General features: G+C 41.8%; 16 protein-coding genes and 1 pseudogene. 10 read left to right on the top strand and 7 right to left on the bottom strand.

Translation table 11 applies throughout. The features are described 5' to 3' along the window. Nucleotides 1-12 precede the first annotated feature (12 nt). Nucleotides 13-1,086 (bottom strand): class I SAM-dependent methyltransferase, encoded by a 1,074-nt coding sequence (locus MSG37_RS03670; RefSeq protein WP_248469221.1) that lies wholly within the window; start codon nucleotides 1,084-1,086, stop codon nucleotides 13-15. Between the two features lie 175 nt (nucleotides 1,087-1,261). On the opposite strand from MSG37_RS03670, the gene MSG37_RS03665 reads away from it, so the two are divergent. After that, nucleotides 1,262-1,939, top strand: coding sequence for a TetR/AcrR family transcriptional regulator (locus tag MSG37_RS03665; protein ID WP_248469220.1), 678 nt, complete (start codon nucleotides 1,262-1,264; stop codon nucleotides 1,937-1,939). Between the two features lie 36 nt (nucleotides 1,940-1,975). Here the strand turns inward: MSG37_RS03665 and cysK are convergent, their stop codons facing one another. Then, nucleotides 1,976-2,944 (bottom strand): cysteine synthase A, encoded by a 969-nt coding sequence (gene cysK / locus MSG37_RS03660; protein WP_248469219.1) that lies wholly within the window; start codon nucleotides 2,942-2,944, stop codon nucleotides 1,976-1,978. Between the two features lie 301 nt (nucleotides 2,945-3,245). Here cysK and MSG37_RS03655 point away from each other — a divergent pair. Continuing rightward, nucleotides 3,246-3,384, top strand: a pseudogene (locus tag MSG37_RS03655) (RDD family protein); the annotation flags it as partial. A 268-nt stretch (nucleotides 3,385-3,652) separates the two neighbouring features. Next, nucleotides 3,653-4,900, top strand: a complete 1,248-nt coding sequence (locus MSG37_RS03650) for a response regulator (RefSeq protein ID WP_248469218.1) — start codon at nucleotides 3,653-3,655, stop codon at nucleotides 4,898-4,900. Nucleotides 4,901-4,997: 97 nt separating this feature from the next. Here the strand turns inward: MSG37_RS03650 and MSG37_RS03645 are convergent, their stop codons facing one another. Further along, nucleotides 4,998-7,346 carry a DUF5916 domain-containing protein gene (locus MSG37_RS03645; RefSeq protein WP_248469217.1) on the bottom strand — a complete coding sequence of 783 codons (2,349 nt, stop codon included), beginning with the start codon at nucleotides 7,344-7,346 and terminating at the stop codon, nucleotides 4,998-5,000. Between the two features lie 183 nt (nucleotides 7,347-7,529). After that, nucleotides 7,530-8,303 (bottom strand): sulfate transporter CysZ, encoded by a 774-nt coding sequence (cysZ, locus tag MSG37_RS03640; RefSeq protein WP_248469216.1) that lies wholly within the window; start codon nucleotides 8,301-8,303, stop codon nucleotides 7,530-7,532. Nucleotides 8,304-8,533: 230 nt separating this feature from the next. Between cysZ and smc the strand changes: the two genes are divergently transcribed. The 7 genes from smc to MSG37_RS03605 all read left to right on the top strand — a co-directional run bounded on the left by smc (nucleotide 8,534) and on the right by MSG37_RS03605 (nucleotide 19,651). Beyond that, nucleotides 8,534-11,959: a chromosome segregation protein SMC gene (gene smc, locus MSG37_RS03635; protein WP_248469214.1), complete on the top strand. Its 3,426-nt coding sequence runs from the start codon at nucleotides 8,534-8,536 to the stop codon at nucleotides 11,957-11,959. 23 nt (nucleotides 11,960-11,982) lie between these two features. Continuing rightward, a complete protein-coding gene (gene zipA, locus MSG37_RS03630) occupies nucleotides 11,983-12,954 on the top strand; it encodes a cell division protein ZipA (RefSeq protein ID WP_248469213.1) in 972 nt (323 codons plus the stop codon). A gap of 98 nt (nucleotides 12,955-13,052) precedes the next feature. Continuing rightward, the gene (gene ligA, locus MSG37_RS03625; protein WP_248469212.1) at nucleotides 13,053-15,059 is read left to right on the top strand and encodes an NAD-dependent DNA ligase LigA; all 2,007 of its coding nucleotides are present in this window, start codon (nucleotides 13,053-13,055) and stop codon (nucleotides 15,057-15,059) included. A 757-nt stretch (nucleotides 15,060-15,816) separates the two neighbouring features. Beyond that, entirely contained in the window at nucleotides 15,817-16,284 is a 468-nt protein-coding gene (locus tag MSG37_RS03620) for a DUF2919 domain-containing protein (protein ID WP_248469211.1), read from the top strand. 543 nt (nucleotides 16,285-16,827) lie between these two features. Next, a complete protein-coding gene (locus MSG37_RS03615; RefSeq protein WP_248469210.1) occupies nucleotides 16,828-18,021 on the top strand; it encodes an HD domain-containing phosphohydrolase in 1,194 nt (397 codons plus the stop codon). 41 nt (nucleotides 18,022-18,062) lie between these two features. Continuing rightward, a complete protein-coding gene (locus tag MSG37_RS03610; protein WP_248469209.1) occupies nucleotides 18,063-18,911 on the top strand; it encodes an SDR family oxidoreductase in 849 nt (282 codons plus the stop codon). Between the two features lie 152 nt (nucleotides 18,912-19,063). After that, entirely contained in the window at nucleotides 19,064-19,651 is a 588-nt protein-coding gene (locus MSG37_RS03605) for a thiol:disulfide interchange protein DsbA/DsbL (protein WP_248469588.1), read from the top strand. Nucleotides 19,652-19,814: 163 nt separating this feature from the next. Here MSG37_RS03605 and MSG37_RS03600 read toward each other — a convergent pair whose 3' ends face one another. From MSG37_RS03600 to MSG37_RS03590, 3 genes are all read right to left on the bottom strand, one after another. Further along, on the bottom strand, nucleotides 19,815-22,445 hold the full coding sequence (locus tag MSG37_RS03600) for a family 20 glycosylhydrolase (RefSeq protein WP_248469208.1): 2,631 nt from the start codon (nucleotides 22,443-22,445) through the stop codon (nucleotides 19,815-19,817). A gap of 5 nt (nucleotides 22,446-22,450) precedes the next feature. Beyond that, nucleotides 22,451-23,302, bottom strand: coding sequence for an ROK family protein (locus tag MSG37_RS03595; RefSeq protein WP_248469207.1), 852 nt, complete (start codon nucleotides 23,300-23,302; stop codon nucleotides 22,451-22,453). Between the two features lie 86 nt (nucleotides 23,303-23,388). Then, on the bottom strand, nucleotides 23,389-24,660 hold the full coding sequence (locus tag MSG37_RS03590; RefSeq protein WP_248469206.1) for an MFS transporter: 1,272 nt from the start codon (nucleotides 24,658-24,660) through the stop codon (nucleotides 23,389-23,391). Between the last annotated feature and the right edge of the window lie 245 nt (nucleotides 24,661-24,905).

Genomic DNA, 24,905 nt, shown 5'->3' with positions numbered 1-24,905 from the left:
CACTATTTAAAATTAAGGCTTACGTTTACAGCGAAGCAATGTATGCCCTAGACCAATGTTATCGATATCTTCATCGACGAATAAGCCTGCTTGACTTATCAATTTGAGTAAGGTTTTGCTGTGGTACATACGACTATTACCATTAGCAATCGCTGTAAAATACAGTGATGTGGCATTCACACAGAATGCGCCTGCTTCAAATGGTTGGCGATCCCAGAATGTTTCTAAGATGCATAGCTCGCTATTGGGTTGCATCACTTTAGCTGCACGGGTCAAAATACTTAAGATCTCAGACTCAGAGAAGCAATCAAGGAACTGGCTCATCCAATAAAGGTCACCATTTTCACAAAATGGCTTTTGCACGTCTAACAGATCAGTCTCGAATGCATGTACTCGCTCTGCTACGCCTGCATTGGCAGCATTTTCCATTGCCACCTTAAGTTGGCCTGGGAGATCCATAATGGTGACTTGAACTTCGTTATTATATCCGGTACATGCCAGTGCCCACTTGCCAGTATTGCCGCCTACATCAACGATATGTTGCGGCTTAGCCTGAAAAATTAGCGGTAACAATGACTCAAAGGCATGATCTGAATAGTAATGATCAAATTCAAACCAACTTTTCTTAATTTGCTCTGGTAATTGGCTTAAGCCTGGATAAATTGTCTGCCAATCACCAAGTGAACTCAGACCTTTAGGTTTGCCCTCTAACAGCGAGGCTTCAAGTTCAAATAGTCCTTGATAACATACATCGTGGGTGAAATTGAGGTTCACCTGAGCCATATCATCATGGAGTAAGAAGTGGCCTATTTTATCCAAGGTATACATATCGTCATTGAGATACAGTAACCCCATGCTTAATCCCATATCGACTAGCACACCTATTGAATACTCTGACAACTCAGTCTGTTGAGCTAAGTGTGAAATACTGCAGCCTTTATTGCCACAATCAGAGATCAGCTGTAATAAATTAAACTTTAATAAGCAACGAGCCACTTGGAAACTGATAGGAGCAAAAGCAATTTTTTGGGCTTCGAATTTTGCGTCAAACGCGCTAATAGCAAGGGGAGAACGATAAAAAGGCATAAGTAAACCGAGGTGAACGACATCGTAATTAGTAGGGGGGCGATTTTACATGTTACAGTTTGTTTATTGTTTGAACTTGATCCGACTTCATGCGTAAAGTCGTATTTTTATCAACTGCACGCAAGCGCACGGCAACCGCCGATAATTCTCAATGTTTAGCCGATAGGAAAGTAAAATGCAGGTACCATTAACTTACGTTGGACGGCAATCAAACCGTAGTGATGGGCAAGCACGAAGAGTCGCAATTTTAGAGGCTACACTGAGGCTGATTGTTAAAGAGGGGATCCGCGGTGTACGCCACAGAGCCGTGGCGACAGAAGCGCAGGTTCCATTATCGTCAACCACCTACTATTTTGACGATATCAAAGATCTCATTAGCGATTCGTTGACCTATTTTGCGGAGAAAAACCTTTGGATGAATAAAGTGCTAGAGCAAAAAAGCTATGGGCTTTTAGAAGGGTTAATGAAGGCAAAGCAAACAACAAATGCTCTGCAAATAAAGTCGATAATCATCAAAGAACTGAGCTTATTTATCTGCGAACACATAAAAGGGCAGGTGGCGCTACGAGACGATAGAATACTTGAAGCGGCCTTTCATGAAGAGGCGCTGCGCAATCCGCAATTAGCTACAGCTATTAGGGCGTTAGACAGTACATTTTTAACCAGTATTAAGCAGTTTTTTATTGCGATGGGCTCAGATACTGCAAAAACAGATGCTAATCAAATATTGTCGGTAATTAAATTTTTTGAATATCAATATCTAATTCGTGAAGCGATGGATGAAGAGCAGCTACTGACCACAGTACAAGCAACAGTTAGCTACATTGTTAATGCAATAAAAAACCCAAGCTAGGCTTGGGTTTTAAGTTCTATAAATGTTTGATTTAACTTATTGAACGTTTTCAGCGTCGCTAAATTGACCTTGGAATAGAGCAGATGATAAATAACGCTCTGCAGCTGATGGCAAAATAACAACAATGTTCTTACCTTCAAATTCAGGTAATGCAGCGATACGGTTAGCTGCAACGACTGCGGCGCCTGAAGAAATACCGACTAAAATACCTTCTTCTTTCATTAAGCGTTGAGCCATTTCAATTGACTCTTCGTTAGTTACCGCTTCAACACGGTCAATAAGGTTTAGATCTAGGTTACCAGGAATAAAGCCTGCGCCAATACCTTGGATTTTATGTGGTCCAGGTTGTACTGTTTGACCTGATAATGTTTGCGCGATAACGGGTGAATCCGTTGGTTCTACTGCAACTGAGGTAATCGCTTTGCCTTGAGTGTTTTTAATGTAACGGCTAACACCCGTAATAGTGCCACCAGTACCTACACCCGCGACAACAACATCCACACTTCCGTCAGTGTCATTCCAGATCTCAGGACCTGTGGTCTTTTCATGAATTTCTGGGTTTGCAGGGTTATTAAATTGCTGCAGTAATACATACTTTTCAGGTGCAGATTGGCGAATTTCTTCTGCTTTATCGATAGCACCTTTCATGCCTTTAGCGCCTTCAGTCAGTACAAGGTTTGCACCAAGGGCTTTAAGTAACTTTCTACGCTCTAGGCTCATAGTGTTAGGCATAGTCAGTGTTAACTTATATCCGCGAGCGGCGGCTACATAAGCAAGGGCAATACCTGTGTTGCCAGATGTTGGCTCAATAAGCTCTTGTTCTTGGGTCAAAATGCCTTTCTTCTCGGCATCCCAAATCATGTTAGCGCCGATACGGCATTTAACACTGAAGCTTGGGTTACGTGCTTCTACTTTAGCAAGCACTTTACCATTACTAACGCGATTAAGACGGACAAGAGGGGTGTTACCAATCGTTTGTGAATTATCTTCGAAAATTTTGCTCATGGGTTGCTTGCTCCTTTATATGCACAGCTAAATCATAATCGCCTTTGGCCACATTAGAAGTGATTGTTTGTTCTTCTTTATTCTTTTTGGTTATTAAAGCGTTTGCTGTTATTCGTAAATGAAGATTTTATTACTACTTTAACGTGTTAATGTAATGTAACTTACAGAAAATACAATGTTTTTAAAGCTAAATGCTTGCGCTTGATTCTGCCTAAAATTAGCGTTAATGGAAAGTTAATCATTAACCTGCCGACAAGTTATTTAAATGGGCTATCTATAGCATTATGTTATTTTAATTAGTTATGGCGGTTATCGTTTTTACCACTGGTCTTTTGGGTTTTATGCCGATTTATTGGGATGCTAACCGTCAAGCGATTCAAGATAAGATCTCTGCCACAGTTATTATTGACGTGCGTAAAAACAAGCATCAAGCGGCATAAGAGCTGCAAAGTGATAATGAAGATGTTAATTTTTTAATTAATAATGCAGCAGACATCTGACATTAGTTATACCGTTTTGTATCAACACGGGGTAAGCTGCCGTATATAAACGCATATAGAAAATATGTGACTGGATAAAATTTCCGTTTCAACATTGATATTTAGCGAAATGTCACCGCAGAAGGCGGACTAGGTTGCCAAAATAGAAAGATAATTAATGGCGATTGCTATTTGTAATGTTGAAAGCGTTCGGAAGGAGGAGAGCAGCTTGCGAATTTTAGTGGTTGAAGATAGCCAAGTGGTTTCTCGGGTTATGCGGCATTTGCTAACTCAGGAGCTAAATTGCGAAGTTGATGTCGCACCAGACATGCACAGTGCTAAAGCGCTGCTGGCTGAAAACGAATACTTCGTTGCTATTACCGATTTGAATCTACCCGATGCACAAGAAGGCGAGATAGTTAAGTTTGTTTTAGCAAAACAGATCCCCTGTATTGTATTAACTGGAAGCTGGGATGCTGAGCAAAGAGCGCGTTTATTGCAGTTGGGTATTGTAGACTATGTATTTAAAGAAAATCGATTTAGTTACGAATATACGGCTAAGTTAGTTAAACGTCTTTGTCGCAATCAAAGCGTAAAAGTGCTGGTCGCAGATGATTCTGTCGTTAGTCGTAAGTTTATCCGTAGCTTACTTGAGCAACATCTTTTTCAGGTTATCGAAGCTGATGATGGCGTGTCTGCACTGGAAACCCTCAGCGAAAATCCCGACATCAAACTGTTAATCACAGACTACAATATGCCGAGACTTGATGGTTTTGGCTTGATCATTAAGGTGCGTGAGCAACTGAGTCGTGAAGAGCTTGCTATTATTGGCTTATCTAGCGATAGCGATGAAAGCCTATCTGCGCGTTTCATTAAAAACGGCGCCAATGACTTTTTACAAAAGCCGTTTGTCCATGAAGAGTTTCACTGCCGAGTATTAACTACATTAGATGCCTTAGATATGGTGACAAGGCTCTGGGAACAAGCAAACCTTGATTACCTTACTAACGTGTTTAATCGTCGTTATTTTTTCAATATGTATGAAGAGAAGCTCAATACCATAGCTCAGAAAAAAGGCTCATTGGCACTGGCACTGCTTGATATTGACTATTTTAAAAAGGTTAACGATACCTATGGTCACGATGTGGGTGACGAGGTGTTGATTGAGTTTTCTAGCAGGTTACAACAGTCTTTTTCTCAGCACTTTACGGTAGCACGCATTGGTGGTGAAGAGTTTGTTGTAGGCTTTAAAGGACTGAACGTTGAAAAAGCTTATGCTTTATTAGATAGCTTTAGAATGCAGCTTGAGGTAACACCGATTGCCACATCTAAAGGTTTACTAAATATAACTGTTAGCACTGGAGTGACTGAGTTTACTCTGGATGAAAATGTCGATGCGTTACTTAACCGCGCCGATATTGGTTTATATGAAGCGAAAGCTAATGGCCGAAATCTAGTGTGTATTGCACAAGATTAACAATGATGCATTAATGAAAAAGCAGCCAATATGGCTGCTTTTTTGTTATTGCTGACGTTAGCTTTTTATTGGCTTATCGTGCAGGTTAGTGTTTTGGCTAAAGTAACCATGCGTAGCTGATTTTCATAAAGTAGGTTTCTTCGGTTTTCATCAGAGAATCAACGTCATCATCTGCTTTTAAGCCGTCCGAGTAGCCTAAATAAAACACGCTTTGTGGATTGAGTTTGTAGCCGTATAGCACCTCATTACCCAATTGCTGATATTGTGCGTTGGGCGTGCTGTATTTATATAAGCTAGTGTCACGCTCAATATCGGTATATACACTCGAAATTCTGATGAAGTTATGGATATCGATATACCAGCTGAGGCGTAAATCGCTTAAATTTGCGGTAAATAAACGCCCCTCATCAACATCCAAGGTGCGATATACGTGAGATAGGTCCATTTCAATTGAGTCTGTGATCTTCCAGTTGATACCTGGGTTGAATTTCACTCTGGTACCCAATTGGTCATTGGCAAAGTCAATGTCGTCGCCATAGTTAACGTCCACTTCCATAAAGAGAGTACGTGTTGGTTTGATGTTGCCATAGAACCAGCCCATGGTTTCGGTAAACATTTGAGTATTACCATCTATGGCTAATGAAGCGCCGTTATGACGACGGCCGACACGATCTCTATGTACTACACCAAAGGTGGCGTAGCTTTGCCACTGACCATTTACTTGTACACGAGCCTCAGCTTCTTGCTCTAGTTTATCGCCAGCTTGATTATGGCTAATATCCCAGTCGCCGCTAAGTCGTACTTCGTTAAAAAAGCCCGATGTTGGATACCAAGTATAACCACCGCCGGTGACAAATTTATTAAAGTCGACTTGATCGACAAAACCTAAATCGGCTCTAAAGTCCTCGCCTATCGAAATATATTGCGCAAAAGCGTCCCAATTTCGAGAATCATATTGGTACTTGAGCAGGTACATATCGTCACTAAAGCTGCCATTCTTTTGGGTTCTTAATACGCGCTCATTTACGCCACAATCGTTTAAATCACAGTTTTGTTTTGGTAAGCAATCATCGGTATTACAAAATTCTTTAAATAGATCACTTGGGTACTCGGTATCAGAAACCACATATTGCGCGATAAACGTATCATGATCACTGGGTTGATATTTTACATCCACACTGCTGACATAATTGTGGTAATCATCGCTTTTTTTGGCGGTAACTAATGCGCCAATAGATAGCGGTTTACCAAAATCAAAGCGATAGCGACCAGCAAAGTTATGGCTTTTCTGGTCAATACTGGCTATATCTGAACTGAGGTTGCCAGGCACCAAAAAGTTGATGTTGGTATCGTCAGTAATAAGCGTGGCAAAGGTATGGTCACCGAGCTTGCTAGTAAGCTTTAAACCATAGTCTGGAGCGCCGATATTACGAGTGTGCAACAGGTTTAATTGAGTATCGAAGTAATCTTTGTTATCAAGAAAAAACGCGCGTTTTTCCGGGTAAAACAATGCAAATGTACTATTGATGTCTAGTTGACCTGCATCGGCTTCAACTTGGGAGAAATCAGGATTCAGGGTTGCACTAAGTAAGGTACTAGGAGTGATCCCCCAACGCACATCTAAACTCGGTTCAATATTATTGTCCTTCTCCCATTCGCTGTTTTCTTCATGGGGTCGGTTGCCTGTGCGGTTGAGTACTAATGATGGGGTGATCTGTAAGTCGTTACCTTGCTCGATATTAGCAAGGCCTGTGGCAATGCCAAGTTGGCATAACGTACAGTTATTATTACGATCGATTTGGTGGCTTGATAGGCGGTGTTCTTCGTTACGTGGGTAGAAACGAATAAACTCAATGCCCCATGTTTGCTTATCTTTGTTATCGAAGTTGAGTAGTCGCAGCGGCAACTCTATTTCAACTTGATAGCCGGTGTCTGTGCGTTTGGCAGCGCTATACCATATGCCATCCCAAGCATCACTTTCACTGCCGGTAAGTTCATTTTCAATCGAATCCATTTGCACGCCGTAAGCGTTGACAAAGAACTGGTAAGCGAGCCGTGCATCGTTAAAGGTATCGAGTTTAATACCGACCAAATCATCGCCCCACACGCTATCTCTATCACTTAAGTTGGCACGGATCTGCGCTGGATTTGTATCTTCTGCTTGATAGCTAAGATACAGACTTGATTTGGTAGCAAATATTTTTACATCTGTTTTAACCGGAGCTGCGATGTTCTCACCTGGGCTGGTTTCAAACGCTAATGTTGCAGTTGCTGCTTGTTGCCATTGAGCTTCATCAAACTCACCATCAATTTCAACTTCACCTTCGATTGTCGGGATTTGAATATTAAATTGCGTTGTTTCGCCAGCTTGGGCATAAAAGGCGGAGGATGCACTAAAAAATAAGACGAATGGAAGAAAACGACGTTTAGCTGCAGGTTTAATCATTTGTTATTTATGTTTATTTTGTGTTGCGCAAATTGTGCCAGAATTACTCCTTTGATAGAGCCTTAGCTTGTGGTGAATTTGTTACAAAACTTGTCGGGTGAGCCTGATTAATCATAAAAGTGATGAATTCGGCCATAAAAAAAGCCATGTGAACATGGCTTTAATGGTCGCTATTGCTAGGTATTAATCCGGTGCGATGTCATCGTTTTTATACGCGCTGCGGTACTTGTCGACCCACATGGCAGTCGCGCCGCAAATCGCCACAGGCATAACCACAAAGTTCACAATTGGGATCATTGAAAACAGGGTAACCGCAGCACCAAAGCTAAAGCTGGAGCCTTTAGTTTGGTTTAGCGCGAATTTCATATCGTTAAACGGTACTTTGTGGTTATCAAATGGATAGTCGCAGTACTGAATTGCCATCATCCATGCACTAAATAAAAACCATAAAACCGGCGCTATGGTTTGGCCAATAAAAGGCACTAAAAACAGCAACAAAAATACTATCGCCCGCGGCAGGTAGTATTTTAGCTTGATCCATTCTCGGCCTAAAATTCGCGGTAAATCCTTAATTAAATCGATATTACCACCGGTGTTTAGTGGTTTACCGGTAAGTTGTTGCTCCACTTTTTCGGCAAGTAATCCGTTAAATGGCGCGGCTATCCAGTTCATCACTGAGCTGAAAATAAACGACATCACAACCAGCAAAGTTAAAATGGCTAGCGGCCATAAAATAAAGTTAAGCCAACTTAAATATTCTGGTAGTTGTCCTGATAGCCAAGCAAATACGTTTTCTAATTGACCAATAGCAAAATAGATGAGGCCACCAAACAGCAGTAAGTTGATTGATAATGGAATAAAAACGAATTTCCTCAGACCCTTGGTTTTGATAAGGCTGAAGCCATCGAGAAAATAATTAACACCGCTTTTTTTTTGTACTTGATTGGTTTTATTCATAGAAATACTAGGTTGTTAAAAATGCGCATTAGTACGATTGTGAGTCAGTCGGTATTTAATCACAAGTTAAAAGCGCTTAATCAACGATAAAAACGTTACAAAATGCAGTGAGCTTTGGTAAAGTTAGCTCATTAACACGCACATGCTGACTAGAGATAGTTTGCTTGATGCAAAGGTTAGCCCTCAAACTTAATCGCTACTGCTTAGCGAGGAAATGACTACACGGCACCATGAGACTCAAACAGATTAAACTTGCCGGATTCAAGTCATTTGTCGATCCAACCAAAATACCTTTTCCTAACCCATTAAGTGCCATTATTGGTCCAAACGGCTGCGGCAAATCCAATGTGATTGATGCTGTGCGCTGGGTGTTAGGGGAGAGCTCGGCTAAACATCTACGTGGCGACTCGATGACAGACGTCATCTTTAATGGCTCAACTGCGCGTCGGCCCGTTTCGGTGGCGAGTGTCGAGCTTATTTTTGATAATCAAGATGGCCGCTTGCTTGGTCAGTATTCAAGTTACCAAGAAATTGCAGTTAAGCGACAAGTGAGCCGTGATGGTGACTCTAACTATTTTCTTAATAATCAAAAATGCCGTCGTAAAGACATTACCGATCTCTTTATGGGCACGGGTCTAGGTCCGAGAAGCTATGCGATTATTGAGCAAGGGACAATTTCGCGCCTAATTGAGTCGAAACCACAAGAGCTCCGAGTCTTCATTGAAGAAGCTGCGGGGATCTCGCGTTATAAAGAACGTCGCCGCGAAACCGAAAACCGCATTCGTCACACTCGCGAAAACTTAGCTCGTCTTGGTGATATTCGCTCTGAATTAGCTAAACAGTTAGAAAAATTAGCAGAGCAAGCGAAAACCGCTAAAAAGTACCGCGAGCTTAAGCAAGCTGAGCGTAAGTGTGACGCTGAGTTATCTGTGTCACGCTACCATGAATTAACGTTGCAAATTGCCAAAATTGATGCAGAGCTAGCAAAGCTAGAGGTACAACAAGCAAAATTTGTTGCTGAAAACCAAACACTCGAGCTGAGCTTAACTGAACTTACACTAAAGCTAAGTGAGCTTGATGCGAAAGAAGCACATCAAGTTGAGGATTTTTATCTTACCAAAACTCACATTGCTAAGCTTGAGCAATCCTTAAAACATCGACAGTTGCAAAATGAAAGCTTAACTGAGCGATTACAAGAAGTCGCAGCACAGTTAACGGCCTATCGCGCCCGCCTAGCTGAAGATAAAGTTAAGCAAGCTTTACTGATAGAAAAGCAAACTCAGGCTTCACCTGAGGCTAATTTGCTGCGTAAGCAGTTAGCCGATTTTGATATTGAACTGCACTCTGCCACTGACTTACTCGACTCGTTGACAGAGAAACTCAATGGCTTAAATGATATTTATACTCAGGCGAATTTAAAGTTTGAGATGAATCGAACCCAGTTAGCGCATTATCAAACTGGTATTGACAATAAACTCAAGCTTGTGACTCGTTTAGAATTGCAAGTTGACGCCACTACAGCAGAGCTACAACAGATCCAATCGCAAGATATAAGTCAACAAGTCCATGAGTTGACTCTAGCGGTTGAGCAGGAGCTTGAAGTAGTTGATGAGCTTAAGTTTAAGCTAACAACTGCGGAGCAACAGCAGCAGTCTTTGCTCATTGAGCAAGATAAACTAAAAGTGCAGCTTGCTGATGAAAAAGGTCGACTTGCTGTTGTTAGCCAATTATTACCAGTCGATAGACCGGGCAGTGAGCAAGCATTGTGGCAGGTACTTGAGGTGTCTCCGGGCTGGGAATCTGCGGTGGATATCTTATTATCAGGGGTGTTGAACACGCAGGTGCTTGCAGCTGATCTACAACACGCTGATGACAATGCTACTCGATACGGCTTTACGGCCGGAACTACCGATAATGGCATTATTCGCGCACCGGTAAATTTGGCGCCTTGGCTGAATCATGTGACCTGGTTAGCTACCTTGGATGACGCTTTGTTACAACGTGGAAGCTTAAAACAGGATGAGCTTATCGCGACTGCGGACGGTTACCTTGTTGGTAATGACTTTATTATTGAGAAAACTCAAGCTGCGGGCTCGACCGTTGAGCTGAAAAACGAACAAATTACACTTCAGACAAATATTGAAGCTAACCAAGGTAAGTTAGCTGAACTTGATAATGCAGTAGCCGATGTAAAACGAAATTTAGTGCCGTTAACTGAACAAATTGCCCAAAAACAGCAGTCAATTCAAACTAAGCAGATTGAGCTAGCGAGTATTAGCTCGCAGTTACGCTCACAGCAGCAATCTATTAAGGATACATCCTTAAGACTGAGTCAAACTCAGACGGAGTTACTGGAAGCAAAGCAGGAACAGCAACAATTACTGTTAAATGCTGAGCAAGGCAAGGAACTGCAAGAGCAGCTGAAAGTGGCGCTACAGCAATCAGCCACACAAAAGAGTGCGGCTCAAACCCAGAAATCGAAAGCGGTTGAACAGCTTGCTATTTTGCGGCCTCAGCGTCAGCAATTAGACGCTAAGTTGAGTCAGCTTTCAGTTAATGAAAATCAGTTGCAAACTCAACTAATGTTGATTGAGCAGCAAGTGAGTCAACATCAGCAGCGTTTGGTTGAATTTGAACAAACTCAAGCACAACTGTTATCACTACAAAATAAAGAAGACTTGCAGCAGGAAGGCGACTCTCAGCCACTTACTGTACAACTTGAGCAAGCTCTGCAGGCGCAAAAAGTTAAGCAAGACGCTCTTGCACAGCTCCGCTTAGAGCAAGCCAAGATTCAGGAACTGTGCGATAGTGCAGGAACGAATAAAAAACAACAGCTTGCGAAGTTAGAAAACTTGACTCAAGCGTCAAGCACGTTAAAGTTACGTCGTGAAGGTTTGAAAGGACAAATCGATAGCCAACAGCGCATATTAGATGAGCAAAGTGTTGACGTTGCACAAATATTATCAACATTAGACGATAATAAGACCACGTTATGGCGTCAAAAAGAGCTAGAGCGACTACGTGCACAAATTGCGCATTTAGGAGCAATTAACTTAGCGGCTATTGAAGAGTTTGAACAACAAAATCAACGCAAGAGCTATTTAGACAGTCAAGACGATGATCTTAACGCTGCACTTAGTAGCCTTGAAGAAGCGATACGAAAAATTGATAAAGAAACAAAAAGTCGCTTTAAAGAAACCTTTGATAAAGTTAACGCCGATTTAGGTTTGTTATTTCCAAAGGTTTTTGGTGGTGGTAGTGCTTATTTAGCCTTAACAGATGACGACTTGTTGGAAACAGGCGTTACTATTATGGCAAGGCCGCCAGGTAAGAAGAATAGTACGATTCACCTTCTTTCTGGTGGAGAAAAAGCGCTAACAGCTTTATCATTAGTATTCGCTATTTTTAGACTGAATCCGGCGCCATTTTGTATGTTGGATGAAGTTGATGCACCTTTAGATGATGCCAATGTCGAACGTTTTTGTCGTTTGGTAAAAGAGATGTCGCAAAGCGTGCAATTTATATATATTAGTCACAACAAGATCACCATGGAATTGGCCGATCAACTTATCGGTGTGACTATGCATGAGCCCGGCGTTTCACGCATTGTGGCTGTTGATATTGATGAAGCGGTGGCGCTAGCTGACGCCGGATAAACATAAGAGATACAGGGTAACCAATGGAAAATTTGCAACTGGTATTGCTATTTTTAGGTGCGATAGCCATTATCGCCGTACTTGTGCATGGTTTTTGGTCGATAAGAAAACAACAACCAAAGGGTTATAAACAAAGCCCTATGACCGACATCAATCGTGAGCGTCGTGATGCGGATGGTTTTGATAACGACGGAATTGGTGAAGTAAGAGTGGTAAAAGTTGGTGCTGATGATGCCACTAATAACGACTCTGCAGCGACTGTAAACGATGGCGTAGCAAAGTTTTCTGCAACTTCAGAGCCTGCCGTAAAAGAAAATGCATTTGAGTTAACTCAAACTCCTCAAGAAAAAGTCACTAAAACTCGAGTCGAGCCATCATTGTCGACCGAAAACACAGAGTTTGCAGAGCAAGCGCCTGTGCAAGAGTCATTATTCGCAACAGAAGAGATGACTTCGGAGCAAACGGTTACAGCGCCTGTTCAACAAGCTAACGAAGCTCAAAGCCAGCCTCATAATCAAGCTTACAGCGAAAGCGCACAAGCTGTTGCGGCTGCACAAGAAGCTTCACCTGCAGAAGAGCTCGGTGAGCCTCAAGATGTTTTAGTGTTACATGTTGTTGCCAAAGAGGGTGAAGAACTGCACGGCGCAGAATTACTACCTTGCTTATTAACGCTTAATTTTAAATATGGCGATATGAACATTTTCCATCGCCATGAAGATAATGCAGGAACGGGCAAAGTATTATTCTCTATGGCTAATATGGTTAAGCCAGGTGTGTTTGACCCTGACAATATGGAGCAATTTACCACTCAAGGCGTGGTGTTATTTATGACTCTACCTTGCTATGGCGATGCGCTAATGAACTTTTCAATCATGCTTAATTCTGCGCATCAAATTGCTGATGACCTAGGTGGTGAAGTGCTTGATGGCGGCCGTGATGCATGGTTAGAAAGCACTAAGCAGAATTATATTCAACGGATCAGAGCGCTAGTATAAGTGTAGATAATTACACGGCAGTGCCTATTGTTAGGCTGTAAGCGTAGAAAATTTGAAAGGCCGCAGCAGCGGCCTTTGTTATTATTTGGACATTTAAGATGCAAGCTATTCAAACCGAAATTGCTCAGTTAACCGCTGAACTCAATCAACATAACTATCGCTACTATGTCGATGACAGCCCGTCAATTCCAGATGCCGAGTACGACCGCTTATTACATAAGCTTAAAGCCTTAGAGACCGAGCATCCGCAATTTTGTTTACCTGACTCACCCACTCAGAGAGTGGGTGGTGAAGCGTTGGCTAAGTTTGATCAAATTCAGCACTTAAAGCCGATGCTGAGTTTGGACAATGTGTTTGATGAAGCAGAATTTAACGCGTTTAATCAGCGTATTTTTGACAAAACGGGTAAAGATTTAAGCTACTGTTGTGAACCAAAGCTCGATGGTCTAGCTGTGAGTATCACTTATCGCAATGGCGTATATGAGCGCGCTGCAACCCGTGGTGATGGCCAAACTGGTGAAGACATCACCGAAAACGTACGTACGATTAAATCTATTCCGTTAACGCTACGTGGCGATAACTTACCTGCATTGGTTGAAGTGCGTGGTGAAGTTATTATGCCTCATAAGGCATTTGAAGCCCTTAACGATCGCGCTCGAGCCAAAGGTGAAAAGTTATTTGTTAACCCGCGTAATGCTGCTGCTGGTAGTTTGCGTCAGCTAGATAGCAAGATCACGGCTAGCCGTGCATTAGGTTTTTATGCTTATGCATTAGGTGTAGTAGAGCCTGAATCGTGGCCACTTGCTGATAGCCATTATGGTCAACTTGAGCAACTGCGTTCATGGGGTGTACCGGTCAGCCAAGAGGTTAAAGTATGCCGCTCGGTTGCAGAAGTAATTGAATATTACAATGATATTCAACAGCGTCGTAGTAGCTTAGCATTTGAAATTGACGGCGTAGTGATCAAAGTTAACCAAATCGCTCATCAGCTAAGCCTAGGTTTTGTGGCAAAAGCACCGCGCTGGGCAACTGCATTTAAGTTTCCTGCACAAGAAGAGATGACACTGCTTGAAGGCGTTGATTTTCAAGTCGGTCGCACTGGCGCAGTAACACCTGTTGCGCGCTTAAAGCCTGTATTTGTTGGTGGTGTGACGGTATCGAACGCCACATTGCATAACGCAGATGAAGTCGCACGTCTGGGGGTTAAGATTGGCGATACCATTATTATCCGCCGCGCTGGTGATGTTATCCCACAAATTGTTGCAGTGGTTGCAGAAAAACGTCCTGATGATGCTAGAGATATCGTTTTCCCATCGCTTTGTCCTGTATGTGAAAGTGAAGTTGAACGAGTTGAAGGTGAAGCGGTTGCACGCTGTACAGGTGGTCTTTTCTGTGAAGCACAGCGTAAAGAGGCGATTAAGCACTTTGCTTCGCGCAAAGCATTAGATATCGACGGCATGGGTGATAAAGTTGTTGAGCAGCTAATTGATAAAGAACTCGTTGCAAGCCCTGCAGATCTGTTCAAGTTAACCGCTTCAGCTTTGACTATGTTAGAGCGTATGGGGATGAAGTCAGCGACGAAATTAGTCGCGGCAATTGAGGTTGCTAAACAAACGACATTTTCGCGCTTCTTGTACGCGTTAGGTATTCGTGAAGTTGGCGAGGCCACAGCGGCAAACCTTGCGGCATACTTCAAAACACTGGAAGCGCTTAAAGCAGCTAATGCAGAAACATTTATTAAAGTGGATGATGTAGGTACCATTGTTGCCGCGCATTTAGAACACTTTTTTGCTCAGCCACATAACCTCGAGGTGATTGATAAGCTTGTTGAGGCAGGTGTTCACTGGCCTGCCATTGAAGAGGTTGCTGAAGAAGATCTGTCTTTGAAAGGGCAAACTTGGGTACTAACAGGTACGCTAACACAACTTAATCGTAATGATGCTAAAGCTCAATTACAGGCGCTAGGTGCAAAAGTTGCTGGTAGCGTATCTAAAAATACTGACTGCTTGGTTGCGGGCGCAGCTGCTGGCTCAAAACTTGCGAAAGCGCAAGAGCTTGGGGTTAAAGTGATTGATGAAGAAGCGCTAATCGCTATTTTATCGTAACTCGCTTCTTGGGGTTACATTTTGCAGTAAAAAGCTCCTAGGCCTTTGGCTAGGAGCTTTTTTGTTAGTCCGGATTGACTAGCAAGTTTGATTTGCCCAGCACTAGGTTTTTGAGTGAGTTGATAGCGAGTTATACCAATCAGTATAAGAATTTGATCAACTCAGAGCGGTTTTTGGCCAACTAATTCAAGGCGAATAGCTGCAATAATGGTTATTCCCTTATAAAGCTAATCAACGCAGAAGTAGGCAGCCAAAAACGCTCCAGAATGGCGAGTTTTAGCTATTCTGATGCTGTGACTCTTAGTCAACAAGAGGGAGCTTAAACCTAGTTTGTCTATGCACTTCACTCGTTGCAAACCACATGGATGTGGTGAATGTCATTAAAGCAAGGAGCACTTAATGACCTTGCCTCAGAGCCGCTCAACTCTCGCTGAGTGACTAAATGTTGATACTGATTGGTATTAATGCAGACAGTTGTGTTATTGCTAAATAGAATTAGTGCTTTCAGCGGTGCCAGTTTTTTGGGTTAGGTTCGTTTGCTGCAATAGGTTTGAATAGCATAGACTTTGAGAACAACAGCTATTAGTTTATCTAGTGTCTTGAAAAGTCGTTAAAAAGCACCATATCTAATATGACCTCAGTAAATAGGTTTTAGATTGTTACAGCCCAATATGTGTAAAACTGCACAGGTCTATAGAACAACTAAAACACGATATGCATTAGCTTTTGATAATTGACTTTCAATTAGGGACGGTTTGTGAATTTTAGCAATATTACCTGGCTCGATGATAAAGGCCACGTTAAGCCACCAATTATGCTGTATTTATTGCTAGTGTTTATCGCCCGTGGTTGGTGTGTCTTTGTGGCATCATTAACACAAGCTAGCGATCGCGCAGGTTTAGTGACGTTATTTTATCCTCACAAAAATGATTTTTTAATGGCGTTAGCGGCAGGAGCTGGAGCACTGTTTATTTATGCAGCGGTAATTGCTGAGCGCAAACGCAAACCTGCATGGGTTCGTCATCTGTTTCCATACATGAAATGGCTATTGGCATTACTGTTAGTGATTGATGGTGGTTTACTCATTCAACGGATCTTGCACACCTATTATGTTTATAGCTGGAGTATTGGCCTAGACGCATTATTTTTATTCTGGGCCAGTTTGTACTTGTATAAATCTAAACATTTAAACTTGTACTTTAGCGATTGGAAAGAAAAAGAGTAAAAAAAGACGCTGCAAGCAGCGTCAAATAGGGATGTTTATACAGAGAGTCACTCTGTATAGACGCCTTATGTTTACGATAAAACCTTTACTGTTCAACCTAGGTTCTACTCCAACCTAGATCTCCCAAAGTAAAAGGACAATTGACAGTATTGCTCCATAACGATCTTTCGGGGCGACCAACGTTAAGGAACAAGTTCAGTATAGACTCTTGGTATATTGTATGCAATTCTGTGTTGGCGCATTTTTCAATAAATTTAGAATATGATATTCCTATATTGAATTTGCTTGTTTTCGGTAGGAGTGGATTAAACGTTCAAATCGACCTGTCAATTTAACTTTAGCTGTCATAAAGTTGGCGCTAGGTGTTTATTATAACGTAAATATCTATAATATATCGTTATTAGGCTAGTGTATTCTTTTTCCTAATAAACTATAGGTAGCCAGCAAGTCACATCTACTTTGAGTGATTAGTGCGCTTCCCTTGTAGATGATATTCAATACAGGTATAAATCCGCCTGCAAAGTGAAATTGGGAGTGATATCAATGTCAAAAGCTGTCGAGGTGAGAGTGCCCTTGTCAGACCTACAAGTTGGCATGGTGGTTAAATTGCCGCTTGCATGGACCAATCACCCGTTTCTGTTTAACCGCATTGAAATTGAATCTCTGTCTCATATCGAGTTGATTAAAACCCTAGATGTTGCCTTTGTTTATCTTATTTCCGGCCAAGAGCTATTACCTAAGAAAACTGAAGTAGAAGTCGTTGTGCCAGAATTGACTCCAGAGCAATTGGCCGAACAGGCTAAAAGCGTAGTAAGGAAGTCAATCCGTCTAGGTCAGCAACGTTTTACTAAAGGAGCAAACGATTGCCGCTCAGTTTTTTCTAAATTAGGCTCAGATCCTCAAGGTGCTTACCGCAGTGCTGCGAGCTTAGTTGAAGAGTTAATGGATCACCTAAAAGAAACTGAAACACCCTATTTGGCAATTGTTGATGCTGGAGTGGATATATCGATAAATCAGCACGGGGTGTCAATTGCCGTATTGTCTATGATGATTGCGCAGACGTTAGGCATGAATCATAGCCAGTTGAGAGATATCGCTCTAGGAGCGCTATTTCATGATATTGGTAAACAAAAAGTTCCGGATGTTATCCGCCGTAAGAAAACTAACCTATCTGATCATGAAATCAATTTTCTAAATATGCATCCACAATTTGGCCATAGCATGTTGGAAAAATCAGGTTTGTTCCCTAAAAAAGTGCTCGATATTGTGTTACATCATCATGAGTGGATTGATGGTAGTGGTTATCCACACAAGCTTAAGGGTGAACAAATTGCGGCTGAAACTCAGGTAGTTAGCTTAGCAAATGATTTTGAACGATTACTTCGTGGAGAGGGGCGTTCACCGCAAATTGCTTTAGGGTATCTATTTAAAAATCGTGTGCAAAAGCATGATGCAGCGATGATCTCGGCTTTGGTTAAAGTATTAGGTATATACCCGCCGGGAACTTTAGTGGAACTGTCTAACGGCGAAGTGGCTAAGGTTATGGTAACGACTGCAGAGTTTAAAAAGCCGATTATCCGTAGTTGTACTGCAGATGGGCAGCAATCTCAGCTTAGGTTTTTGCAACAAGAAGATATCGAGATCAAAGGTGTCATTAAAGCTGAACAATTGTCAGCAGCGGCAATTAGGACGTTAGATGCAAACTCGCCAGCTAGCTTTTATTTTAGTACCTTATAGCTTCATTAAAGCTGATTCATAACCAAGATAAAGAGAAATATATGATCAAAACTGTAGGTATCGTAGGCTGCGGTTGGTTTGGTTTACCTCTTGCTCAATTCCTTCAAGAACGTGGCACTAAAGTTTATGGCAGTAAGCGTTCGCAGTCTGCCGCTGAAGAACTAAATGTGTTCGGCATTAATGGTTTTCAACTCGATTTAGATGATGACGAGCATTTAGCTTCAAATCATCAAACCATTACTAATGCCCTTAATGTTGATTGTCTTGTGGTTAATATTCCCCCCGGATTAACAAAGGCTCCTAACGCCTATCTGCAGCGACTTGCCAAACTAAAGCAGTTAACCGCAGGATTAGATTATAAAAAGCTGATTTTTGTCAGTACAACTGGCGTTTACCCTGCAATTGATGGCGTGCTTACAGAAAAAGACGCACAGGCACACTCACCAGTTAGTGAAAAGTTATTACAAGCTGAGCAAGTATTTTCTGATAAGCCGAATATGTGCGTGGTTCGTTTTGCTGGTCTTGTTGGGCCTCAAAGACACCCTGGACGATTCTTGGCGGCTAAAAAAGATCTTGCTGGTGGTACGAGTGCAGTTAATATTGTGCACTTAAATGATTGTATTGCGGCTGTTAGTCAGTTGATTTTTGAGTCTAGCGGCAGTGGTATTTATAATGTGTGCGCACCGGAGCATCCAACGAGACAGGCTTTTTATGTAAAAGCAGCTAATATGCTTGGCTTAACAGCTCCTGAGTTTTTGGAAGAGGTGATAGATCACCATGCTTTATCATCAGCAACGGGTAAGCTAATTTGTAGTCAACGATTGGTTGAAGAGCTTAATTTTGAGTATCAATTTAGCGATCCTATGGATATGCTAGAAGCATGTGAATAGAGAGTTGGTTTGGCTCAATAATTCTAAAACTCTTAAATACGCTAACTCAAAAATATTTAAAGCTCGCGGCATCTCAAAAGGTGTAGTTAAAGTCACAATAGCAATTAAGGATGAATATGAAATTATTAATCAAAGCGGTTAGTCACATTTTTATGGTTGCTATGCTGTGGTTACCGTTACAAGTTGCAGCGGCTACCACTTATGTTGAAGGTGTGGATTACGTTAAAATCGCAGGGATCCCAGAAAGCACAAAACCCATTGTGCGTGAGTTCTTTTCATATAACTGTGGTCACTGTTACCGCCAAGATCCATTTTTTGAACAAACGGCGCACCTTTTAGGTGATGATGTTAAGTTTGAACGTACTCCAGTTGGCGCTGGTCGTACAAGCTGGATTTTAAGTCAAGAAGCCTATTATTTAGCGCAAAAGTTCAGTGTAACTAAACAAGTCCATGGCAATATATTTACTCGAATTCATGAAAAAGAAGGCGCATTTACTCGCCCAGAACAACTAAAAGACTTTTTTGTAAGCCAAGGTCTTGATGGCAAAGATGTTGAAGCTGCGATGCAATCAACCGATGCTAAGTTAGCGCTGATGAATTACGACACTCAAGCGCAATTAGCTGAAATTCGTGGTGTGCCATCAATTGTTGTTAACGGCAAGTATCTGGTTAAAAATCCAGGCAAAACACCGGAAGATCTAGTGCAATTAGTCAAATATTTAAACACGCTCGAAGAGTAGCTTCAGTTTCAAATATTTAATCTTGTAAGCATTGAACTTTAACTTATCTCAGGACGGGACAGAGCTTGCAACTAAAAAGCCCACTCAATAGTGGGCTTTTGTTATTTAAGTTTTTTGTTTTCTAAAGATAAACACATTAGTACAGCGCAAATCATGGGTTAAGTTACAAATTCAATGTCCGGCCTTTTCGCACGCCATCAGCTCCTATAGCTCTGACTTCAATTGCACCTGTTACCTTGCTACTTGGTGTATAAGGCTGCCAGTTCTTGTTTGCTGACTGAACGGTACCCGCTTTAATTGTTCTATATTCAACTTCGATATAAGGGAAAGGGGTTTTCACTTTTAAGTAGCCATTCTCTACAGTGGCGCCAACAGTTGGAATGCGGTAAAACACGTCGGCTTTTGCAAGCTTAGCAAGTTCTTTAGCACCGAGAACATAGGCGAAACTTTGCCAGTCTTGGGCACGTTGCTGCTGCGCTTTTTCGTTAAAGTGACCGCTGTTTTCATCATAGATGATTCCCGAATAGTTATAATCTAATTCCCATTCTGCTTTATGCCAAGCGCGTTCTGCTAGCGCAAGTAAACGGGGAAAGAGCATGTATTCTGCTTGCGTATCGCTCCTTAGCATCTCGCTCCATAAATGTCCTTGTACGCCTTTGTAGCGGACTCCTTGATCTAGGGAGGATTGGCTGTCATCAGAGCGGTAAGGGTGGCCGGTACTGTCAAACCAAAACTCGGCGTGGGCTGGTAAGTTATCCGGCATAAATTCAAACACCTTTTGAGTGCTGATATGTCGTGCAGCCCAGTGGTTACCGCGCTCTTCAGGGTGTGCTTGATAAGGAAAATCAAAATAGGTTGCTTCAGGTGTTGAGATCACTGTGTCCCAGCGATAATTAGCTTGTTGATGGGTTGCAATATGACCTTTTTCAAACAAAAGTGACCAAGAGTTAGTTTGTACATTGTTAGGCATGTTTTGAGGACGAGTTTCGCCCATGCCGTCATTCCAACCTGCCACCTTAATATGTTTGGCGGCAAGCATCGCTGATATTCTTTCAATAAAGTAACCGTTTAGCGTGTGTAACCCGGCCACTTTTTCTGCTTGCTCTATCTTTAATTTATCGCAGGAAGGGGACTCCAACCAAGCACCAGCGGTTTCATCCGCGCCAATATGATAAGTCGTTAATGGTGTGCCGGCTTGTTGGTGCATTGCTTGTACTTCAGCAATCACTTTATCAATAAAGTGATAAGTGCTATCTAAGCAGACGTTAAGCGTATTGTCTGAATAGTGCTGAATTGAGCTATATTGGGTTTTATCTTCGGGCTCTACGAGACGATATTGCTGCGCGAGTTCGACATCGCCTTTTGCGAGGTATTTTTGGTATCGGGCTTCCATTGCATGAATAGCTGCGCGGCTATGGCCCGGCATATCGAGGGAAGGAATGACCTGAATATGACGAGCTTTGGCATAGGCGAGAATGTCTTGATAATCCTCTACACTATAGTAGCCATCACTTTGACTGTTTCCGGTTATTTCGCTGCCAAGCTGTGGCATTAAGCACTTATCTGGCGCATTAAAACAGCGTTTTCCGCCAACCTCACTAAGTTCAGGAAGTCCGGGGATTTCGATACGCCAGCCCTCATCATCAGCGAGGTGTAAGTGAAGTTTATTTAGTTTGTAGGCCGCCATTTGATCGATTGTTTTTATGAGAAAGTTTTTCGATAGAAAGTTTCTCGCTACATCAATATGCAGTCCTCTAAAGCGGTATCTCGGTGAGTCGTTAATCTTTAGGCTAGGGATAATATGCTGATCTACGCTTACCAAGCCTGCTAGCGACATTAGTCCGTAAAACGCTCCAGTATTAGAACTTGCTTTAATAGTAATAGCTGAGGAAGTGCTTGTGAGGCTGTAATCTTCAGCTGTTTCAGATGTATTACTATTACTAGCTTTGCTATTAACAATGATATTGACAGGAAAGCCATCTTTAGAGGTTTTTAAACCAACTAGATTTAAGCGTTCAATTGCCGGGGCTAACACTGTAGTTGACACGCCAGTGGTCGTAAAACTCAACCCTTTAGATAAATCGACAGTTTTATCTGAGGTGATCTCAATAGATGCAGGTTGAGGGATCAAGCGGGCACTAAGATTTAAACCTTGCGGCACTTCTGGGGTGGTTGCGTAAATCTGCTGAGCGCTTGCCCACTGGGTATTATCGGTTTTCGATAATTTAAACTGTGCTTGCTTGTCAGTAAAAGGTAATAGGTAACCTTGGGTTTCTAAGCCTGTTTCAGGGTGGATTTCAGTCCGCGTACTATCAATAACCGTAGCATTTAATCCTTCGCTGTACAGAAAGTAGTTAGGCATAAACTCTGAGCGAGTTATTTGAGTGCCATAACTATAAAAATCGATTGTGATAGCTTGATTTGCATTAAAGCCTGAAAATTGCTCAGTAGGAGTGATTTTATGTAAATCGCCATTTATATGAGTGATGGTAAATTCACTTGAGTTTACAGTTTGCACCGGCGTTAGTTGGCTAAAGTAAATAGCCCAATTACCAAGTTTAGTTTGATAGTCATGGGGATATTTAAGGTGGATTTTAGAGCGGTAGCACTCGTTAAGATTGTTGGGACATTTTTCTGGATAAGAGTCGACAAATTCATGCTTAACTTCAAGATTACGCGCTAAATTGTCTAAGCTAGCCTGAGTAAATGTTGCTTGCTCTGTGTAAGTGACTTCAGCGTAAGTCGTAACAGAGTAGAGCGAAAGTAAACCTGTGAGTATTATTTTTTTATGCATAGTATTTACCTTTTAGAGGCCAAATGTAATTGTGCTGCGCCAAGTAAGGCGCTATCACTTAGGCTGGAGGGCGCGATGACGAGGTTACTAACCAGCTTTTGATAAGGAAACGCTGCCAGCCCGTTCCAAACCCCTTTGATGAAAAGGTCAAAGGATTTAGCCACAGAGCCGCCAATAATGATCACTTGTGGATCAACCACCAGAAGTAAGTGAGATATTGCATGGGATAAGTGCTGTCCGAATTGCTCAAAAGCATCAATGGCTTCTTTGTCACCGGCTCGAGCTGATTGGGCTAGCTGCGCGCCATTGATGCCAAACTGCAATTCAAAGAAGCGTCCAGAGCAATAATCATCAATGGTAGAGTTGAGATAACCTATTTCACCGACTTCGCCTGCTGAGCAATTATGGCCTTGATATAATTGATTTTGGATAACAAAACCTGAACCGACACCAGTACCTAAGCACAATCCAATAATATCGTTATAGCCCTTGCCTGCGCCAAACAGGTGCTCGCCTACGGTAAAGCAGTTCACGTCATTATTAATATAAACTTCAATGTTGTAATGGCGCTCCAATCGCTGCTTTAACGCAAATTCTTTCCATGCTGGAATATTTACAGCGTCGTATACCACCCCTAGCTGAGTATCAACTATACAAGGCACCCCGATGGCAATACCGACAGTGCTGTGTATAAAAAAAGTATCAATGCAGTGAATAATAAAATCTTCAATATCTTCTGAGCTTGCGCTAGCGCGAAATTCAAATGAATGTGATTCTTCGATTACACCGTTAACGTAACGGCCTGCATTGATTTTAGTGCCACCAATATCAAGGGTGACAATTGAAGGAAAACTCATATTAAACCTAGTCATAACTCTGCTTTTTACAGAGTGAATAAGATGGATACTTAGTGAAATAAACCTAACACTGCGTCATTACTTACTTAAATATTGCTTGTTGTTTCTCCTTTGGATTTAAATATTTGTATGGTTTTGTTTGTGATTAAAGGCTTGGCCCAAAAGCCGATACTGAGGATATAAAAAAGCATCGCATAAACGATTAGTAGCCCAAGTCTAAGGTCACCACTAATATCTGCGATAAAACCAACAAGAGGTGAGGCTAATCCACCACCAATAATGCCAGTGCATAAGATCCCTGCAACCGAACCATGGTGGTGTTTAACAGAGTTTAGGGCTAAAGAGAAAATCACTGACCACATAACAGACAGGAAGAAACCTACAAGCGGGAAGGCAATAACACTAATCGACGTTGGGCCTAGAATTGCAGCGGTCAAAGAGAGGATAGCGCAAAGCGAAAAGCCAACGAGTACAAGCCTGCTATCGAGTAACTTAACAAGCCCTAGCCCTAGAATGCAGCCGAGGGTAAGCATCAACCAAAATCGGCTAACGATTGCTGCACCTTGGGTAACAGGATCAAGCCCGTGATGCTGTTGTAAAAATAATGACATGGCATTAGCCACCCCTTGTTCTGCTCCTACATAGGCGGCAATGGCAATAAAGAATAAAATCACGGTTTTGTTCTTAAATAGTTGTTTATAAACAGCCTGAGTACCGACTGATTCACTGCTATTGCGCTCAACTGTAGGAAAATTAACGCGAGAGATTATTAGCAGCATAGCAATAGAAATGATTGCAAAAAGCCAATACATAGATAACCAGCTCATGTCACTTGGTACGACGTTGGACAGTAAATTAATTATAGGGTCTTGTGCTGATTGGCTATTGAGGCCTGTAACGAAGTAGCTATAAACCAATGGGCTAAGTGTGCCTGCGGCGCCAAAAAGCAGTTGTCCCGAAACAGAGTAAAAAGCAAAGTTCTCCTCTCCTCCTACAACTCTTAATAGAGGGTTTATCGCTACCTGTAACATCGCCATTCCTGAACCAATGAGGAAAAGTGACAGCATTGCCATAGAGAAGCTTGGTAATAAGCCGAAGAGTAATGCGCCAGATGCGGCCATAGAAAAAGCGATATAAAGCACGGCTTTTTCACCGTATTTATCGACTAAAACCCCGGCTGGGATCGACATGACGCCATAAGCAGCGAAAAATGAGAAAGGTAAAAAACCTGCGATAGCAAGACTAATATTAAAATCACTAACGAGTGATGGGAATATTGGTCCTAAAATATTCGTTATAAAAGAAACCACAAAAAATGTAAGTAGAACAATCCCTACTAAAAATAAATTCTTATTCATTAACAGCATCCTTTGCTGTGCTAAATCCTGTTGATTAATAAAGTTTGGATCGAGCGAGTATTGTTAGTTGGTTATATATTGCCTAGCTTTTATTTGAGTAGAGATACGTAATTATCAAATGGTAATACTATTCAATCATTGGCTTTTGGGAGGTGTTTTAATCGTTTTTTAGCCGTTGTTATTAATGATTTTGCTTTTATTTGTGGTAAAGCCTGTTAGGCGTCTAAGTTTAGCTAGGGTGAAAA

The organism is Shewanella sp. 1CM18E, from assembly GCF_023161665.1.
Classification (GTDB): Bacteria; Pseudomonadota; Gammaproteobacteria; order Enterobacterales; family Shewanellaceae; genus Shewanella.
This window is presented reverse-complemented; position numbering and strand designations above follow the sequence as displayed.